This is a genomic window from Virgibacillus sp. NKC19-16, assembly GCF_021560035.1.
In the GTDB taxonomy this organism is placed as follows: Bacteria; Bacillota; Bacilli; order Bacillales; family Amphibacillaceae; genus Virgibacillus_L; species Virgibacillus_L salidurans.
Genome location: NZ_CP074373.1, coordinates 22,757 through 39,095 on the forward strand (window position 1 = coordinate 22,757; position 16,339 = coordinate 39,095).

General features: G+C 38.6%; 16 protein-coding genes, 1 tRNA gene, 1 other RNA gene and 1 pseudogene. 9 read left to right on the top strand and 10 right to left on the bottom strand.

The window, feature by feature from the left end:
* Positions 1–87 precede the first annotated feature (87 nt).
* From KFZ58_RS00100 to KFZ58_RS00120, 5 genes are all read right to left on the bottom strand, one after another.
* The gene (locus KFZ58_RS00100) at positions 88–1,485 is read right to left on the bottom strand and encodes a hypothetical protein (RefSeq protein ID WP_235792881.1); all 1,398 of its coding nucleotides are present in this window, start codon (positions 1,483–1,485) and stop codon (positions 88–90) included.
* The gene (locus KFZ58_RS00105) at positions 1,478–2,227 is read right to left on the bottom strand and encodes an ABC transporter ATP-binding protein (RefSeq protein ID WP_235792882.1); all 750 of its coding nucleotides are present in this window, start codon (positions 2,225–2,227) and stop codon (positions 1,478–1,480) included. Before KFZ58_RS00105 ends, KFZ58_RS00100 begins: the two co-directional genes overlap by 8 nt.
* A gap of 76 nt (positions 2,228–2,303) precedes the next feature.
* Positions 2,304–2,522, bottom strand: coding sequence for a hypothetical protein (locus tag KFZ58_RS00110; RefSeq protein ID WP_235792883.1), 219 nt, complete (start codon positions 2,520–2,522; stop codon positions 2,304–2,306).
* A gap of 599 nt (positions 2,523–3,121) precedes the next feature.
* On the bottom strand, positions 3,122–3,820 hold the full coding sequence (locus tag KFZ58_RS00115; protein ID WP_235792884.1) for a deoxynucleoside kinase: 699 nt from the start codon (positions 3,818–3,820) through the stop codon (positions 3,122–3,124).
* Between the two features lie 15 nt (positions 3,821–3,835).
* Entirely contained in the window at positions 3,836–4,486 is a 651-nt protein-coding gene (locus tag KFZ58_RS00120; protein WP_235792885.1) for a deoxynucleoside kinase, read from the bottom strand.
* Between the two features lie 143 nt (positions 4,487–4,629).
* On the opposite strand from KFZ58_RS00120, the gene KFZ58_RS00125 reads away from it, so the two are divergent.
* From KFZ58_RS00125 to KFZ58_RS00140, 4 genes are all read left to right on the top strand, one after another.
* Positions 4,630–4,702: transfer RNA gene (locus KFZ58_RS00125), tRNA-Arg, on the top strand.
* Between the two features lie 92 nt (positions 4,703–4,794).
* Positions 4,795–6,018 (top strand): dicarboxylate/amino acid:cation symporter, encoded by a 1,224-nt coding sequence (locus tag KFZ58_RS00130; protein ID WP_235792886.1) that lies wholly within the window; start codon positions 4,795–4,797, stop codon positions 6,016–6,018.
* Positions 6,019–6,216: 198 nt separating this feature from the next.
* Positions 6,217–7,932, top strand: coding sequence for an acetate--CoA ligase (gene acsA / locus KFZ58_RS00135; protein ID WP_235792887.1), 1,716 nt, complete (start codon positions 6,217–6,219; stop codon positions 7,930–7,932).
* Between the two features lie 90 nt (positions 7,933–8,022).
* On the top strand, positions 8,023–8,532 hold the full coding sequence (locus tag KFZ58_RS00140; protein WP_235792888.1) for a C40 family peptidase: 510 nt from the start codon (positions 8,023–8,025) through the stop codon (positions 8,530–8,532).
* Between the two features lie 115 nt (positions 8,533–8,647).
* Here KFZ58_RS00140 and hmpA read toward each other — a convergent pair whose 3' ends face one another.
* Positions 8,648–9,880: an NO-inducible flavohemoprotein gene (hmpA, locus tag KFZ58_RS00145; RefSeq protein ID WP_235792889.1), complete on the bottom strand. Its 1,233-nt coding sequence runs from the start codon at positions 9,878–9,880 to the stop codon at positions 8,648–8,650.
* 186 nt (positions 9,881–10,066) lie between these two features.
* Between hmpA and KFZ58_RS00150 the strand changes: the two genes are divergently transcribed.
* Both KFZ58_RS00150 and KFZ58_RS00155 read left to right on the top strand, forming a co-directional pair.
* The gene (locus tag KFZ58_RS00150; protein WP_235792890.1) at positions 10,067–10,504 is read left to right on the top strand and encodes an Rrf2 family transcriptional regulator; all 438 of its coding nucleotides are present in this window, start codon (positions 10,067–10,069) and stop codon (positions 10,502–10,504) included.
* 66 nt (positions 10,505–10,570) lie between these two features.
* Entirely contained in the window at positions 10,571–11,086 is a 516-nt protein-coding gene (locus KFZ58_RS00155; protein WP_235792891.1) for a type 1 glutamine amidotransferase domain-containing protein, read from the top strand.
* A gap of 50 nt (positions 11,087–11,136) precedes the next feature.
* Here the strand turns inward: KFZ58_RS00155 and KFZ58_RS00160 are convergent, their stop codons facing one another.
* Complete coding sequence (locus tag KFZ58_RS00160) at positions 11,137–12,426, bottom strand: glycoside hydrolase family 18 protein (protein ID WP_235792892.1); 1,290 nt, start codon at positions 12,424–12,426, stop codon at positions 11,137–11,139.
* Between the two features lie 71 nt (positions 12,427–12,497).
* Entirely contained in the window at positions 12,498–13,031 is a 534-nt protein-coding gene (locus KFZ58_RS00165; protein ID WP_235792893.1) for a cysteine hydrolase family protein, read from the bottom strand.
* Between the two features lie 99 nt (positions 13,032–13,130).
* On the opposite strand from KFZ58_RS00165, the gene tadA reads away from it, so the two are divergent.
* Both tadA and ffs read left to right on the top strand, forming a co-directional pair.
* Complete coding sequence (gene tadA, locus KFZ58_RS00170; RefSeq protein ID WP_235794622.1) at positions 13,131–13,568, top strand: tRNA adenosine(34) deaminase TadA; 438 nt, start codon at positions 13,131–13,133, stop codon at positions 13,566–13,568.
* Positions 13,569–13,734: 166 nt separating this feature from the next.
* Positions 13,735–14,000, top strand: an RNA gene (gene ffs / locus KFZ58_RS00175) — signal recognition particle sRNA large type.
* Positions 14,001–14,626: 626 nt separating this feature from the next.
* On the opposite strand, the gene KFZ58_RS00180 is transcribed toward ffs, so the two are convergent.
* Both KFZ58_RS00180 and KFZ58_RS00185 read right to left on the bottom strand, forming a co-directional pair.
* Positions 14,627–15,139, bottom strand: coding sequence for a DUF2812 domain-containing protein (locus tag KFZ58_RS00180; RefSeq protein WP_235792894.1), 513 nt, complete (start codon positions 15,137–15,139; stop codon positions 14,627–14,629).
* Positions 15,129–15,344, bottom strand: coding sequence for a helix-turn-helix domain-containing protein (locus KFZ58_RS00185; protein ID WP_235792895.1), 216 nt, complete (start codon positions 15,342–15,344; stop codon positions 15,129–15,131). The genes KFZ58_RS00180 and KFZ58_RS00185 overlap by 11 nt, the downstream gene beginning before the upstream one ends.
* A gap of 181 nt (positions 15,345–15,525) precedes the next feature.
* Here KFZ58_RS00185 and KFZ58_RS00190 point away from each other — a divergent pair.
* Positions 15,526–16,212: pseudogene (locus KFZ58_RS00190) on the top strand (IS4 family transposase); the annotation flags it as partial.
* Between the last annotated feature and the right edge of the window lie 127 nt (positions 16,213–16,339).

The following is a 16,339-nucleotide window of genomic DNA, read 5'->3' on the forward strand; positions in this document are numbered from 1 at the left end:
TTTCAGAAATATTGCAGAACATAACCGCGATAATATGACCCAACTCATGCAAAATTATTATAGAAATGAGTGATGAAAAATAAAGAATCATCTTAATACAGGCCTTCTTAAATAAAGGAATTCAGTAATGAAAACTAACATGACTGATATACAGATGTTTAAATAGCTGACCCAAATCGGATCTAGTATTTGCAATACAAAAAAATCATAAAGATTAACAGCAATCAAAAGTGTTAAGACCACCAAAATTTTATTTGAATCAGTAATTCTTAACGCAAATCCAATAAATAATGAAACAAGACTGACAAAAACAACGGATATCATCAAATACCAGTCAAAAGAAACCTGAGAACTGGTTATTAATGAGATTGTTGTAATAAAAAGAAAAAAACAAAGAAAATTAATTATTAACAATGCAAGGATTCGAATATATAAATATACACTTTTCTTTAGGTTCTTTGGATAAATAGCTTTTTTATAAGAGTTAAAGCTTATACCAATTTCTAAAGAGATAAGTAATATAATCTCCTTTAGACCAAAATTAATTAAATAAGAAAAAAAGAAGTCAAATCTCATAATATCGAGATAAACGTACAGGCCAATGCTTGTTATAAACAATATAATGAAAACGATAGCTTGTTCTTTAAATACGCCATTTCTTTTTATGGATAATAACTCCGTTTTTAACTCTTTTATTAAATTATTATCTTGTGCGCTAATTTTAACTTTTTTCTCTCTATATGCTATTGGAACTAACGTTTGGAAAGAGTATCTTAGATAATATAGAGAAAGACAATTAACTACATATAAATTGAAAATCAAGAATAATGATGCAATAACTGCATAAAGGTAAGGAAATTCCATTGCATTTCCTAACGTGTAGTGAATCACGAATGCAGATACAATAAATAAAGTTGAAAAAACAAATGTTGTTGATAATAAATGATCTTTATCGTTATTTCGTGACAAAGAAAATATGACTTTACTTGCAATAACCCATAAATTAAAAGATAAGTAAAAGGCTATAGATATAGACAAAAATAAGTTTATTGAAAAAAGTAGTGTATTAAAATTTCCAGTCTGCAAGTTGTGAAGTATGACAAAAGGCAGTGCTATCAGAACTAATAAGATTGTATGAGTCACATAATATATAAAGATACCTGCATGAACAATATTATGTGCTTTTGTTTCCATATTGAAAAAAAGTGTGACGTACTTTTCGTTTTTGAATTTATTTCTAATAAAAAAAGAAATTAAAAAAGCTATAAGGCCAGAAACTAAAAATAAGTTTAATACCACGGTTTCAAAATTAAAATCAAAGGAATAAAGATATTGAATTACAAAAATATTATATAAAACAGCTATTATTAAAACAGCTAACAAACAAGCAAAAAATAATGAGGGATTACTTTTTATCATTCTTTTAGAAGTTTGAGAAGCATTTTTGAGTTCAACTAATTTCATAAGACTTTTTAAATCACTCATATAAAATCGCATCCACCTGTTTATAATAATCCTCATTAATTTTCGTATAAACTTCTTCTAGACCTACGTTTCCATAAGTTTTAATCACGTTCTCGAAATTCGCCGTTAATTTAACTACCCCATTACGTAGAATTACAAGCTTGTCATATAATTCATCGCCAAAACTGAGATTGTGAGTAGAGAGCAAAATACCCATTTTTTGCTGCCTCAATAATTTAATCACCTTACGTAAAACTATAGTCATATCTGGATCTAAACCATTTGTCGGCTCATCAAAAATCACAAAGGCTGGTTTGCGAAACAGATATGATACAATTTGTGTCTTTTTTTTATTTCCATGAGAAAGGCTGCTGATTGGTACATTGATATATTGATTTAGTTCAAATATATCAATTAATTTTTGCAAAAATTTTGTGTTAGTTTCCTTATTTTTATTTGCAAGTAATTCAAACACTTCCTTTGGTGTTAAAAAAGGAAAAATATTAACCTCATCCGGAATATAAGCAACGTGCTTTTTGAAAAAATCTATATCCTCTTCTTTAGATAAATCAATTCTTCTGTGGTTTATGCTCATATTACCTTGATACTTGATTAAACCGAAAATTGATTTGATTATTGTTGTCTTCCCTGCCCCATTATGTCCCAAAAGGCATAATACTTCTCCAGGATTGATTTTTATATCAACATTGCTGATATGAAAATTTTTACCATAACTTTTCTCTTCCAGATAAAATTCCATCATAAGAGATCACCTACATCTATAAATAATTTAAATTGAAAGCGTTAAGTAAGCTTAACGCTTTCAATTATAGTTCTCTTTATCCTCCACATTTAATTCTTACAGATGCACCAAGAATGTTAAACTCACCTTCAAATACTTTTCCATCTGCAAATTGGTTACAAGCCCACATCAACCCTGCAATAGTAAGACCACCAACAAGTACACCGATGAGAACCGTAATCCAAACCGCTATTGGATTACCTTGAGTGTATTCCTTCTCTTGAAAAGAAGTTAAATCTTTAAGTTTCTCGATCATTGACTCAACTGAATTAATAATGATAGTTAAAACTGATACATAGAATAAGGTAACTCTGTATTGCCCAACCACTTTCTCACCTCCCCTTTTTTAGAATTTTTATGTTATTCATGATTGCAAAACCACATTAACATACGTATTTCAAAAATAAAACATTTTTTCCAATATTTTACATCTTTTTTACAATATATTGTTTTTAATAATAATCTTTAAAATCTCCTGCCAAGGGAAAAGACCAGGACTTTAAGGTATTCGAAAGAAAACCAAAGGACTTTTGAAGCATCTTTTTTAGGAAACCAATTATTTATAGAGGATAATGCCGCTTAAGACGTTAAAATGAAAGGGTGTCTAAAACCAGTTATATCAAGGAATTTAGGGGGTGAAACAGGTGGTTATTTCTGTGTTTTTGGGATGCAAAATTCAAGAATAAAGTATCTTGTTTAAGAATACTAGTTTTATTAAAATCTTTTCATTGCTAATATTTTAGTAGAGGACAAATTATTTTCATTTTGCTAAAAACAGGGCAGACTTTTGCAGTTAAAGTGATATAAAAACAGCCAAAATCCATGTCAATACTGGATTCTCAGCTGTTGATTTTTTCATAAAGTTGTAGTGTTATTAATCTTTTCCCTCGACGTCCACCTCCGTGACTGCTGGATAAAATGCCCAATCTTCTCTAAAATCGGCTCAATAGACCCTTCTTTCTTCATTAAATCATAATCCGAAATACTAATACGCAGAATGGGGCAGGCATTGAAATTATTAATCCAATTTTCATAGCGTGTATACATTTCTTCCCAGTAGGAAATAGGCGTGTTTTTCTCCATTTCGCGTCCGCGTTCGTGAATACGCTCTATGATCTCATCAAATGTCCCTTCTAAATAGATGAGTAGGTCCGGATGTGGGAAATAGGGTGTCATCACCATGGCATCAAATAGATTTTTATAGGTTTCATAATCTGTCTTTGGCATGGTGCCATTATCGTAATGCATTTTCGCAAATATGCCTGTGTCTTCGTAAATGGAACGATCCTGAATGAACCCGCCGCCATATTCGAAGATTTTCTTTTGTTCTTTGAATCGCTCTGCTAAAAAATAAATTTGCAAATGAAAGCTCCATCGTTCAAAATCTGTATAAAATTTTTCCAAATAAGGGTTTGCATCCACCTTTTCCAGAGATGTTTTAAATTGCAATGCATTGGCCAATGCTTCTGTCATAGTAGACTTTCCGACACCAACTGTACCGGCTACTGTGATGATGCTGTCGTTTGGGATTTGGTACTTTTCTCTTAAGTTCATTGTTCTTGTTCTCCTCTATAAATCATTTGCTTGAATTGCATGACGCTTGAGCTGCGTCTGAACCTCTTCGATCACACAGTTTAAATCGTCTTGACGATGCACAAAATCGGTCTCATCTCCGTTAATCCGTATGACCGGAATGTCCGGATGCATGACTTCAAATTCATTCATGTAATCTTCATAGTCTCGCGCGAGCTGGGCCAAATAGGACGGCTTCATGTTTTGCTCCACATCTCTGCCTCGCTGACGGACGCGTTCAACTAGCGTGTCGATGCTCCCGTGAATGTATATCATCATATTTGGGACAGGCATGTCACTAGTCAAAATATGATAAATCTGCTCGTATTTCTCGAATTTATCTGCTTGTAATGTACGTTTCGCAAAAATCATGTTTTTCAATATATGATAATCAGCAATAACTGCTTTATGTTGGTTTAGGAATTCTGTTTCAATCTCCTCTAATTGCTTGAAACGATTGCATAAAAAAAACATTTCCGTTTGAAAACTCCATGCTTCGATATCATCATAAAATTTGCCGAGAAATGGATTTTCCTCGACGATTTCTTTTAATAAATGAAAATCAAAATGGACAGAAAGTTTTTTTGCAAGGGATGTCTTTCCAATACCAATGGGCCCCTCTATTGCAATAAATGGAACTTCTGCCATACATACTCCTCCAATCAATAGTCAATCTGCCACAGATGTATTTCATTTTATCATAGAATAAGGAGATCTTCTATTAGAGAAAAACTTCCACTTTTCAACAAAGCTTCATTTATGTATAATAGGCTTACTACATCTAAAAATGTGGCTCCGTAGCTCAGGGGATAGAGCGTTGGTTTCCTAAACCATGCGTCGCAGGTTCGAATCCTGCCGGGGCCATTCACTCAAATTCAGTTGCATGGCTACTTTCAGACAAGATATTATTCAATTCACTGCTCCACTACAAATTACAACAAGAGAGGAAATAATATATGAGTCTTACAAAAAAAATTCTTATCGCCCTTATTTTAGGGGTCATTGTTGGTATAGGTTTTACCTTTGCACCATCAGAGGTATTTTCGCCTGTTGATACGTATGTATTAACACCGGTTGGACAAATATTTTTAAACCTCATTATGATGATAGTTGTGCCAATCGTGTTTGTATCTATCGTTTTAGGTACAGCCGGTTTAGGTGATCCAACAAAGCTTGGAAAAATCGGGTTTCAGACGATTAGTTTTTATTTAGTTACGACAGCGATTGCATTAGTGATTGGGCTTGGTGTTGCTTATGTGCTTGAGCCCGGTACTGCGGGGACATTTGACACAGAAAACGCGGAATTTGAAGCAGAATCCACCCCACCGGTCATGGAGACGCTGATTAATATTATTCCGGATAACCCATTTGGAGCACTTGCTTCCGGGGATATGCTGCAGATCATTGCGTTTGCACTATTCATTGGGATTGCAATTGCTTTTCTAGGCGAGAAAACGGCTGGCATTCATCGGTTGTTCGAACAGGCAAATGAAATTTTAATTTGGCTGGTTAATATTATTATGAAAACAGCACCATACGGGGCGTTTGCACTGATTGCATCAGCGATTGGCGATGCAGGTCTAGATGCAATTGGATCCATGGCAATGTATATGGTGGCCGTAATTTTAGGATTAATTATTCATGCGACTGTTACGTACAGCTTAGCAATTTGGGTGCTTGGAAAAGCAAACCCGCTCACATTTTATAAAGGATTTTTCCCTGCCATGTCAGTAGGATTTAGTACTTCTAGCTCCAGTGCTACGTTGCCTATTTCTATGCGAGCTGCTCAGGAGAATCTTGGTGTGAAAAAATCAATTAGCAGCTTTGTTCAGCCATTAGGCGCAACGATTAATATGGATGGAACCGCTATTATGCAGGCTGTTGCAACTGTGTTTATTTCCCAAGTCTATGCTATTCCATTAGAGTTCACAGATATTCTTATGGTTGTATTAACTGCAACGCTCGCAAGTATTGGAACAGCAGGAGTTCCGAGTGTAGGCTTAATCATGCTCGCAATGGTTCTGCAGCAGATTGGATTACCAGTAGAGGGGATTGCATTGATTGTCGGTGTTGACCGCATACTGGATATGCTCCGTACATCCTTAAATATTACAGGGGATGCAACAGCCGCATATGTCATTTCGGAAAGTGACAAGCGGAAGGAAGCTAAACAAAAATAATTTTATTTAAGACCGCCCTAATCACTAGTGGCGGTCTTTGTAATAGGTTAATGTAAAAAATAAACCCACTATTTAAACCGAATCACTTTAAAAATGTCACAAAATGTTCTAAAATAGAAAGCAGTTAGCTTAATGTTTAAACAATTTAATTTACTCCGAATTGTAATCGATTGCAAAACTTAAAATTGAGGTGATTAGATGGATGTTCAAAAGATACCGGCAAGAGAAGGAAATCATAATCTACAAAACTACGAAAAAATGCGTGAAACATTTAAGTGGGATGATGTAAAAAAGAATTTCAGCTGGAATGAAACCGGAAAAGTGAATATGGCTTATGAAGCTGTAGATCGTCATGCCGACGATCCAAATAAAAAGGACCAGGTTGCTTTATTATATTCATCTCCAGATCGGGAAGAGGAAGTAACCTTTGAGCAACTTAGGCAAGAAAGTAATAAATTTGCTAATGTGCTAAAGGAACAAAATGTGAAAAAGGGTGATCGTATCTTTTTATTCATGCCGAGGAGTCCGGAATTCTATGCGGCTTTCTTTGGTATATTAAAGGTAGGAGCGATTGCCGGTCCACTGTTTGAAGCATTTATGGAGCAAGCAGTACGGGATCGCCTGCAGGATAGTGCAGCAAGCGTACTTATTACAACACCTGACCTATTAGGTAGAGTGCCACAAGGGGACTTACCTGATCTTGAAAAAATTGTCCTCGTCGGGGATCACAATGAAACCTCTGATAGGTATATCGATTATAAGAAAGAGATGGACGTGGCATCATCGGAGTTTTCGATCGAATGGGTTGATCTGGAGGATGGTATGATTATTCATTATACATCCGGTTCCACAGGCAAACCTAAGGGCGTGTATCATGTGCATAATGCGATGATTCAGCATTATGCTACTGCTGAGTGGGTGCTGGATCTCAAAGAAGACGATATCTATTGGTGTACCGCAGATCCTGGCTGGGTTACCGGATCAAGCTATGGCATATTTGCTCCATGGCTAAAAGGGGTTACGAATGTTGTTCGCGGGGGACGTTTTACCCCGGATGACTGGTACGAAACCCTGGATAAATTTAATGTAACCGTATGGTATACCGCACCGACAGCATTAAGGAAGCTTTTAAGCGCCGGCGAAGAGGCTGTGAAAAGACATGACCTGTCACACTTAAGACATATATTGAGTGTAGGTGAACCGCTGAATCCGGAAGTTGTGACATGGGGATTAAAAGCATTTGGTTTGCGTATCCATGATACATGGTGGATGACTGAAACAGGTGCACAGCTGATTGTAAATCTCCCGTCAGAGGAAATTCGCCCAGGATCAATGGGTAAACCAATTCCAGGAATAGAAGCATCTATTGTTGATAATGAAGGTAATGAAATTCCACCAAATCAAATGGGGAATTTAGCGATCAAAGAAGGTTGGCCAGCGATGATGCGTACCGTGTGGAAGCGCCCTGAGAAATTTGAAAGCTATTTTATAAATGGATGGTATGTATCCGGGGATAGTGCCTATAAGGATGAAGATGGCTATTTCTGGTTCCAGGGCCGCTTGGATGATGTGATTAATACTTCGGGTGAGCGCGTTGGCCCATTTGAAGTGGAAAGTAAGTTGCTTGAACACCCAGCTGTTGCAGAGGCTGGTGTAATTGGGAAACCGGATCCCGAGCGCGGGGAAATCGTTAAAGCATTCGTTACACTGAATGATGGCTATGAGAAATCGGATGAGCTGCTTGAAGAAATCCGGCAATTTGTTAAAACCGGATTAAGCGCACATGCAGCACCACGTGAAACAGAAATCACAGACAGCATTCCTAAAACGCGCAGTGGTAAAATTATGCGTCGCCTCCTGAAATCATGGGAGTTAGGCTTGCCGACAGGAGATACGTCGACATTGGAAAAATAAAGGTATAGCGTTGGCATTCGTCTTATTGGCGAAGGCCAACGTTTTTCTTTATGCTAGAGATAGCTTCGATTTTGAAAGGAAAAAACATGTATGACATATAAGACAGATGATCCAGTTCATATATATCCAGGAACTACAATCCTTATGCAGCCTGGCGATGTTATCTACTCGCATAAATTAGCTTTGTCCTCCTTTATCGTTGGACATGAAGGTATCGTTGGAGAGGATTTTAAGATTTACCATGTAAATGGGAGAGGCAGCTATGGGCATTCAGATAGTATGCCAATATATCTAAGTAGACATAGAAAGGGAGAAAAGCTGACGGTATTACGATATAAAGAAGCTTTCATGGCCAGAAAAGCAGCCAAATGGGCGAAACGGAATATAGAACAGGTTAGGAGGTATACGTATACGAGAAGTTTGGCAGACATCGAAAGAAATTATTGCTCTAAATTCATTTGGCAGGCTTATTATTTCGGGAGTGAGGATAATATTGACCTCACTGGCCGGGGAATTGGAGCTGCTTCAACGAGCTATATAACCCCAAAACAGATTTACCGTAATTTAGTGAGGGTAGGGAGCTTTTTTTATGAGGTGTAGCAGCGAAAGCCGAATCGAGCGCCGAGAAAGCCGAAGGAACGACCGTGAAAGCCGAATCGAAGGCCACGAGTGCCGAATGGCAGCACCGCGACCGCCTCAAAAACCTCCCCTCACGCTAAGCCGCAGTTATATCCTCCGCCGGCTCAAATACCTCATAATGAAGATCAGCATCTGCTACATGATATTTTTGCAGAATTTGATAAGCTGTACGCATGAATCCTTTTGGCCCACAGAAATAAAACGCAGCGTCATTTGTTGGAAGAATTTCTGCTAGCCATTCATAATCAATATGGCCTTCTTTATCACAGTGATCTTCTGCAGAAGGATTGCCATATACCGTATAGCTTGTAACTTGCTCGTGACCTTGAGTAATGTCACGTACACGATCCTTCATCGCATGGAAACTGCCGGATTTTGCCGCATGGATAAATACTACCTCACGATTAGGTTGTTCTTTAATTACTGTTTCAAGCATACTCATCATCGGTGTTAGCCCCACACCACCACTCATTAAAACGAGTGGTCGTCTATCTTCTTGATCAAGCATGAAATCGCCGGACGGTGCACTAATAGGTAAAATGCTTCCCTCATTAATTTCTCTATGCAGGAAATTGGATACAACCCCCGCCGGGCTATTCCCCCCGGCATCTTCCCTTTTCACACTGATTCGATACATGCCTTCTCCTGGCGCACATGATAGGCTATATTGACGCAGGTGCGTATAAGGTTCTCCCTCAATCTCCGCTTTTACTGTAATATATTGTCCCGGTTGATAAGCAGGAATGGCCCTTCCATCTGCGGCTTCTAAATAAAATGACGTAATAACATCACTCTCTGGTACCTTCTTCACCACTTTAAAATTACGGAAATCTACCCAGCCCCCAGGTTTGTTTTGCGTTTCTTCATACATCTCTTTTTCAACGCTGATAAACACTTCTGCTATCGCACCATACGCTTTTCCCCAAGCATTAATAATGTCATCTGTAGCTGCATCTCCCAGCACATCTTTGATTCCCAATAATAGATATTTCCCGACAATTTGATATTGCTCCGGCTTGATATTTAGACTCCTATGCTTCTGGGCAATCTGGTTGACTACTGGTAAAATGTCCTCCAAATTGTCGATGTGTATTGCTGCAGCACACACCGTTTTGGAAAGCGCTTTCGGTTGTTCTCCATTTACTTGATTCGTTTGGTTGAAAATATTCTTTAATTCAGGATGAGCTGCAAGCATCAGTTCATAAAATCGATTCGCTATTGCATCTCCATGTTCTTGCAAAACTGGTACAGTTGCTTTCACGATGTCTTTCGTTTCTTTGTCTAACCCTACAGTCGTTTCCGTTGTCATAACAATGCACTCCTTTAAAAAAGTTAAACATGTATTTCGTGTACATCTTTATTATATAAGAAATATTGCAACTGTATCAATAGTGTAAACGGCTTTTGTGTTACAATATTGTGAAGACTGTAGAGAAGGTTGTGTAAAAAGTCACAAAATGATACGTTTTGAACACAGATTATAAGGAGAATAAACATGCAATTAAAAAAATATACCGATTACGCGTTACGCGTTTTAATTTTTACAGGGATGAAGAGAGACGGGGAGCTTGCGAGTATCAAAGAGATTTCCGAAGTTTACAACATATCCCAGCATCATCTAGGGAAAATTGTTTTTGAGTTAAACAAAATGGAGCTTTTGGAAACGATTAGAGGACGAGGGGGCGGCATTCGGCTCGCGAAACCGGCAAGTGAGATTAATGTTGGCTTAGTCGTTCGACGGCTGGAAAATGACTTTAATTTACTGGAATGTTTTGATAAAGGAACCGACCATTGTGTGATCTCTCCGGGATGTACACTGAAACATGCGCTGAACAAAGCATTATTTGCATTTTTCCAAGTGCTCGATCAGTATACAATTAAAGACTTAGTAGCCAATGAGGATGAATTACGGGAATTAATGGGAATCAAATAGCATGTTTAAATTCTCCGCAAGCGGGTATATATATTTATGTAATTCCCATAAAGGAGTGTATTAGACATGGCTAAAAAAATAGCAACAGTTATTACAGACATGTTCGAAGATGTAGAGTATACTGATCCGGTAAAAGCATTTAAGGATGCCGGACATGAGATTGTAACGATTGAAAAAGAAAAAGGAAAACAAGTAACAGGAAAGCAAAATGATGAAACAATTACCATCGATCAGGGAATCGATGACGTGAAACCAGACGATTTTGATGCATTATTTATCCCTGGTGGATTTTCACCGGATCAATTGCGTGCAGATGATCGATTCGTAAAATTTGCGAAAAAATTCATGGATGATAAAAAACCAGTTCTTGCCATTTGCCACGGTCCACAGCTGCTAATTACGGCTAAATCATTAGAAGGTCGTAAAGCAACCGGGTTTAAATCTATCCAAGTGGATATGGAATACGCCGGTGCAAATTTGGTAGATCAAGAAGTCGCCGTTTGTCAGAATCAGCTGGTAACAAGTCGTCAACCAGATGATATTCCGGCATTTAATCGCGAATCACTGAATGTATTAAAATAAATGACAAGAGAGCCTCTAACCATACACCATGGCTAGAGGCTCTCTTTATATTATTCCGATTTTGTAATCGTAAAGTTATCCTGAAGCAACAGCCAGTTCTGCGGAAAAGCCAGCCCCAGCTTCCAATAAGCTATCCCGAGCAAGCCTAACTCCTTAATCAAATCAAATTTGGCCTGAATGGACCTTGCGTCTTCAAACCACACCTCATGCAAATTTCCCTGCGCATCACGATACATATAAAATGGCGCTTGTGAGGTATCATCAAATTCAATCGCTGCATTTTGTTCCCTTGCTCGTGTAATCGCTTGTTGCGGGCTAATCGCTTCTGCCGGGTCTCCACCTTCTACAAATGGCAATGTCCAATCATAGCCGTATAAATTTTGCCCCAATAAAATTTTCTCAGCAGGCATTTCTGTTAATGCATACTCAACGACTTGTCGTACCTGATCCAGCGGTGAAACAGCCATTGGTGGCCCGTAACTATACCCCCATTCATACGTCATCAGTACAACAAAATCAGCAATTTCCCCATGTGCTGCGTAATCATGGGCCTCATACCATGCCCCCTCCTGCTCGGCACTGGTTTTCGGTGCCAGGGCAGTTGACATCAACAAGCCAGCTTCAGAGATACGTTGCTTTGCCCTTCGCAGGAAATTATTATAAGCCTCCCCGTCCTCTGGTGGCAGGAATTCAAAGTCAAAATGTATATCCGTAAAACCTTCTGTAGTAGCTATATTGATAACACTGTCGAGCAATGTATTTTGAACGGCTTGGACTGTGAGGATAATATGTCCTAACTCTGCACTGAATGCTCCTTCTTCCAAATTGGTTACAACAAGCATGAGTGACGTATTATTTTCGTCTGCAATTTGTTGCAGGTTGCCCATTGGAGGTGACGCGAGTGTTCCATCACGATTCACATTGTAGCTAAAAAGGTTAAGATACGTTAAATAAGGTGCGTTTTTCATTGCGGCATTTTCCAGCGTTTCGGAAACGGTGTCACCTATAGGTTCAAAATAGGCACTGGATGTTATCTCTCTTGTTGGTTGAGATGGAATGTATAATTGAAAGCCAACCGGCAATGTGTTATCCACAGGAAAATTATCGACTTGTGCCAACTCCTGATAAGACATACCAAAGCTTTGAGCGATGGAATAAAGCGTGTCACCAGGCTGTACAAAATAAAAATTGCCTATAATCGGTATAACAAGTGCCTGCCTAACAACAAGATTATTCGGTGCATCCAGTTCATTTGCATCAATAATAACATCCACCGTCGTATTGTATGTAGTTGCGATCGCATTTAACGTATCCCCTGGCTCTACAACATATATTTGCAAAAAAATTCCCTCCTTTTTGAGTGAAATAGTGCTACTTACACTCTATGAGGAGGGTGATCCAAAAATGACTGTTAAACAGGTTCGATCTGTGCATCCATTACCGTTCGCATTAAATATAATGCATATTCACTGCCTTCTTTCTCCTCAGAGGCCATGCAATTTTCCGGGATATGCATATCAAACCCGTACATATACGCATCTTTAGCTGTGAACAGGATACAAATATCACCGGCAATTCCCGCCATAATCAGATGGGTTTTACCAATATCGCGGAGCAATGACTGAAGCGGTGTCTGGAAAAATGCCGAGTGCTGTGGTTTAATGAGAAAATAATCATGTTTATCAGGCTTCAGCGCATCTATCACATGCTTGCTTCGATCATTTTTACAACGATCAATAATTTTATTGAAATCTGCTTGCCACAAACCATAATGATCATTAATATAGATGATAGGAAGCTCATTGTCTTTAGCAAAATCTTTTAATTTTTTCATACTCGGTAAAATTTCGTCGGTATGTTTAAGCAGGTCATCCCCACCTTCAAAATCAAAATCGTTAATAACATCAACAAATAATACAGCCGTATTTTCAAGTGATTGTTTCATCGAATTCTCCTTTTAGGAATGCTATATGTATTATTTCCTATTTCTATGTTTTAAAACTTTTAAAGAAGTGAAGTGACGCCTGTGACGGATGGAAAATGTATGCAAGCAGCAATGGAAGAAGCAGAGAAGGCACGTGAGATAAATGAAGTGCCGATTGGTGCTGTGATTGTTCACGAGGGTGAAATAATCGCCAGCGGATATAATGTACGTGAAACTTCACAAGAAACCCTATCCCATGCCGAGCTGATTGCTATCAAGAAAGCGAACAGGAAAATCGGCAGCTGGCGCTTGGAGGATTGCACGTTATACGTCACGCTTGAGCCTTGTCCTATGTGTGCCGGAGCGATTGTGCAATCACGAATAAAACGTGTTGTCTACGGTGCACCTGACCCTAAAGCAGGATGTGGGGGTACATTGATGAATTTGCTGAATGAGAAGCGGTTTAATCATCAGGTGGAGGTAACGCGCGGTGTGCTGGAAACGGAATGTGGGGAGTTGCTGACGGCGTTTTTTAGGGAGCTTAGGAGGAAGAAGTAAGTTTCCTTTGTTTAAATGATCCGCACTTAATTATAAGTGCGGATCATTTAAACGAGATTCTTCTTAACTAAAAGCTATTTCATAAATAGAGTCAACGCTAAATTTCCATAAATTTGTATCCAAACATCATTGCATTTTCCCCAAAAAATCGTTATAATAAGTAATGTCGTGCTAAACGGGGAGGTAGCGGTGCCCTGTACTCGCAATCCGCTATAGCGAGGTCGAATTCCCATCTGAGGTGAGGCGTCTTTATGGCCTGCCTTAAGGAAGTGGTGTTGACGCTTAGGTCCTGCGCAACAGGAACCCATGAATTCTGTCAGATCCGGAAGGAAGCAGCAGTAAGTGGTGTTTCTTGTGTGCCGCGGGGAAGCCTGGGCAGAGCCATGAACTTAAGTAACGCATAGGGACGTCACATCAACGATGGGTGCACGGCGTACATATTTTTAGTACCCTGTCAATGCAGTATTGGCAGGGTTTTTATATATCTTTTCCTGTAAAACACACATTATGAATGGTAGTCGATTAAGGTATATTTTGGCAGCTAAATAAGCGCGTTATTTTAAAAAAAGGGGACAAAATAAGCTTTGTAAGTGAGTTCAGCCTGCTAGAATTCACTTAACAAAAACATCTAGGGAGTGCTTACCTTTGGACGAAAATAACCGTCGAAATCGTAATAACAACCGTAATAACGAACGCAACAACCGCAACAATCAAAACGACGTAGACAATGTTGAATTTGCCAATGAGTTTCTTGATGATGTGAATCAGGATCAAGATAACAATAAACAGAATAATAATAACAACTTCAACAGAAACAACAACCGCAACCGAAATCGTAATAGGTAAGTAAAAATGAAGGGAGCCTGTGTGTGAGGAGCATGCAGGTTTCTTTTTTGCGTTTTACTTGAAAATAGATGTTAATATTGCTGATTTTCTGTTTGTATAATATATAGCCAAAAAGAGCTGTATACGGCAGCCATAGTATGGGGGTCCCACCAATCAATGAAGCAACTAAACCAGTATAAAAAAGAAGCGAGCAGTCTAATTGCCCGCTACCTTTAATTTCTCCAATAAAGATTAATCTTGCTCTTTAATGCAATCAGCATATAAATATACAGCAAAATCACAAGCGTGGAGAGGGTGATCACAACAACTTGATAGAAGTGCCCATCCCACGTAAGCCATATTGGCAACTGTGTGAGAATCAGCATGAAAAATAAAAACAGATACACCCGCATCATCCGCTTATATGATTCCATTACAGACTCCCGATCCGAGTATATTTTTTTAATCCCCTCCTGGGACGCCTCGGTGCGGAAATATTGAAACATGTCAGCCCAACCAGTTACAGGCTCCCACCCTAAATCCTTAAAAACTTGAAAATAATCCTCATTGGCTCCCTGCTGAAAATCAATCTGGTACACATAAGATTTACTTTCGTCTTCTTCAAAGGTATAAAACCCTAGTCTGGATTTTTCCATATGCAATCCTTTGGCAGACATATCCGTCAACCAGCGCTCTTCTTTTTCCACCCCTGAAGCAAGAAATAAACGAAATTTCCTAATTGCCACCTTCTCTATCCTCCAATTCGCTGATAACACCGGAAGTATTATTTACAAGCGATTCCAGTCTTCTGTATTCCTTTCCCAAGTCAGTAAGGGAGTAATACTTTCGCCGTGCATCGCTGTCCATGGCAGCCTTTTTGCCAAGTACCTCGTACAGTGTTCCGGGCCCCCATGTTACGTCACCATTGCTTATTTTCTCCACATCCTTCATGACAATGAATCTATTTGTTAGACTTATTTTAATACATATACCCACTAGCATTGCATTATTTTTATACAAAAATAAAAATTAATGGGAATATTCAGTTTTTCGTTGTTCTTGGCATAAAAAAACCTTTATAATGGATTTAGAGGGGTGGCTCCCTGTCCAAATCCAATATAAAGGACCTAATATGGACAAGAATACACCAATATCATCGTTTAGTAAATGGATTTCACCTATCCATTTTAAAAAAGTTTTCGAACAAGCAGAAAATCTGAGACTAGATGATTACACGAAAAAGCTTACGACCAAAGCTTATATCAAAATTTTGCTTTTCGCACAGCTTCACGAAACCGATAGTTTAGGGGCAATGAGTGATGCATTACTTGATGATGACTTCCAGAAAGCGCTTGGCTTTGATTCCATTAGCGCATCCCAGCTGTCACGTAAAAATAATGAAGTAGCTCCATCGATTCTGGCTAGCATATTTTTGGATCTCGTTGGTCAGATCAAGGGATTTCACAAAAAGCAACCGAACGCTTCCATGCCATTAAAAGTCATTGATTCCAGTACGTTGCCCCTAAATCTCACAAATTTTAAATGGGCAGCGTTCCGTAAAACGAAAGCTGGCGCGAAACTTCATTTAAAGCTGGTATTCATGGATAAATATACGGTTTATCCGGAACAGGTGATCATCACTCCAGCGAAAGAACACGACCGGAATCAATTAGAAGTTCTCGTTGATGATAAAGAAGCCATGTATGTGTTTGACCGTGGCTACGTAGATTACGAGCGCTTTGATCGAATGACAGATGAAGGATATTTCTTCGCTTCAAGACTGAAGAAAAATGCCGTCATTCGAGAAGTTCACTCTTACCATTAAATGTCTGAAAATTTTAAACTAATCGATGTATCCCTTTCCCATACAATCGAACAATCCCACCAAAAAGGGGCATTATCTCAAACTTTCACAAATGTTTTTTCCTGAAGGTTCACATTTACCC

What these genes read in the sequence shown, in the direction of transcription:
- hmpA (WP_235792889.1), bottom strand. Translation starts at nt 9,880, where the DNA reads ATGACAACGGAAACGACTGTAGGGTTAGACAAAGAAACGAAAGACATC.
- KFZ58_RS00150 (WP_235792890.1), top strand. Translation starts at nt 10,067, where the DNA reads ATGCAATTAAAAAAATATACCGATTACGCGTTACGCGTTTTAATTTTT.
- KFZ58_RS00185 (WP_235792895.1), bottom strand. Translation starts at nt 15,344, where the DNA reads ATGAAGGATGTGGAGAAAATAAGCAATGGTGACGTAACATGGGGGCCC.
- KFZ58_RS00105 (WP_235792882.1), bottom strand. Translation starts at nt 2,227, where the DNA reads ATGATGGAATTTTATCTGGAAGAGAAAAGTTATGGTAAAAATTTTCAT.
- KFZ58_RS00165 (WP_235792893.1), bottom strand. Translation starts at nt 13,031, where the DNA reads ATGAAACAATCACTTGAAAATACGGCTGTATTATTTGTTGATGTTATT.
- KFZ58_RS00140 (WP_235792888.1), top strand. Translation starts at nt 8,023, where the DNA reads ATGACATATAAGACAGATGATCCAGTTCATATATATCCAGGAACTACA.
- KFZ58_RS00130 (WP_235792886.1), top strand. Translation starts at nt 4,795, where the DNA reads ATGAGTCTTACAAAAAAAATTCTTATCGCCCTTATTTTAGGGGTCATT.
- KFZ58_RS00100 (WP_235792881.1), bottom strand. Translation starts at nt 1,485, where the DNA reads ATGAGTGATTTAAAAAGTCTTATGAAATTAGTTGAACTCAAAAATGCT.
- acsA (WP_235792887.1), top strand. Translation starts at nt 6,217, where the DNA reads ATGGATGTTCAAAAGATACCGGCAAGAGAAGGAAATCATAATCTACAA.
- KFZ58_RS00120 (WP_235792885.1), bottom strand. Translation starts at nt 4,486, where the DNA reads ATGGCAGAAGTTCCATTTATTGCAATAGAGGGGCCCATTGGTATTGGA.
- KFZ58_RS00115 (WP_235792884.1), bottom strand. Translation starts at nt 3,820, where the DNA reads ATGAACTTAAGAGAAAAGTACCAAATCCCAAACGACAGCATCATCACA.
- KFZ58_RS00110 (WP_235792883.1), bottom strand. Translation starts at nt 2,522, where the DNA reads ATGATCGAGAAACTTAAAGATTTAACTTCTTTTCAAGAGAAGGAATAC.
- KFZ58_RS00155 (WP_235792891.1), top strand. Translation starts at nt 10,571, where the DNA reads ATGGCTAAAAAAATAGCAACAGTTATTACAGACATGTTCGAAGATGTA.
- tadA (WP_235794622.1), top strand. Translation starts at nt 13,131, where the DNA reads ATGCAAGCAGCAATGGAAGAAGCAGAGAAGGCACGTGAGATAAATGAA.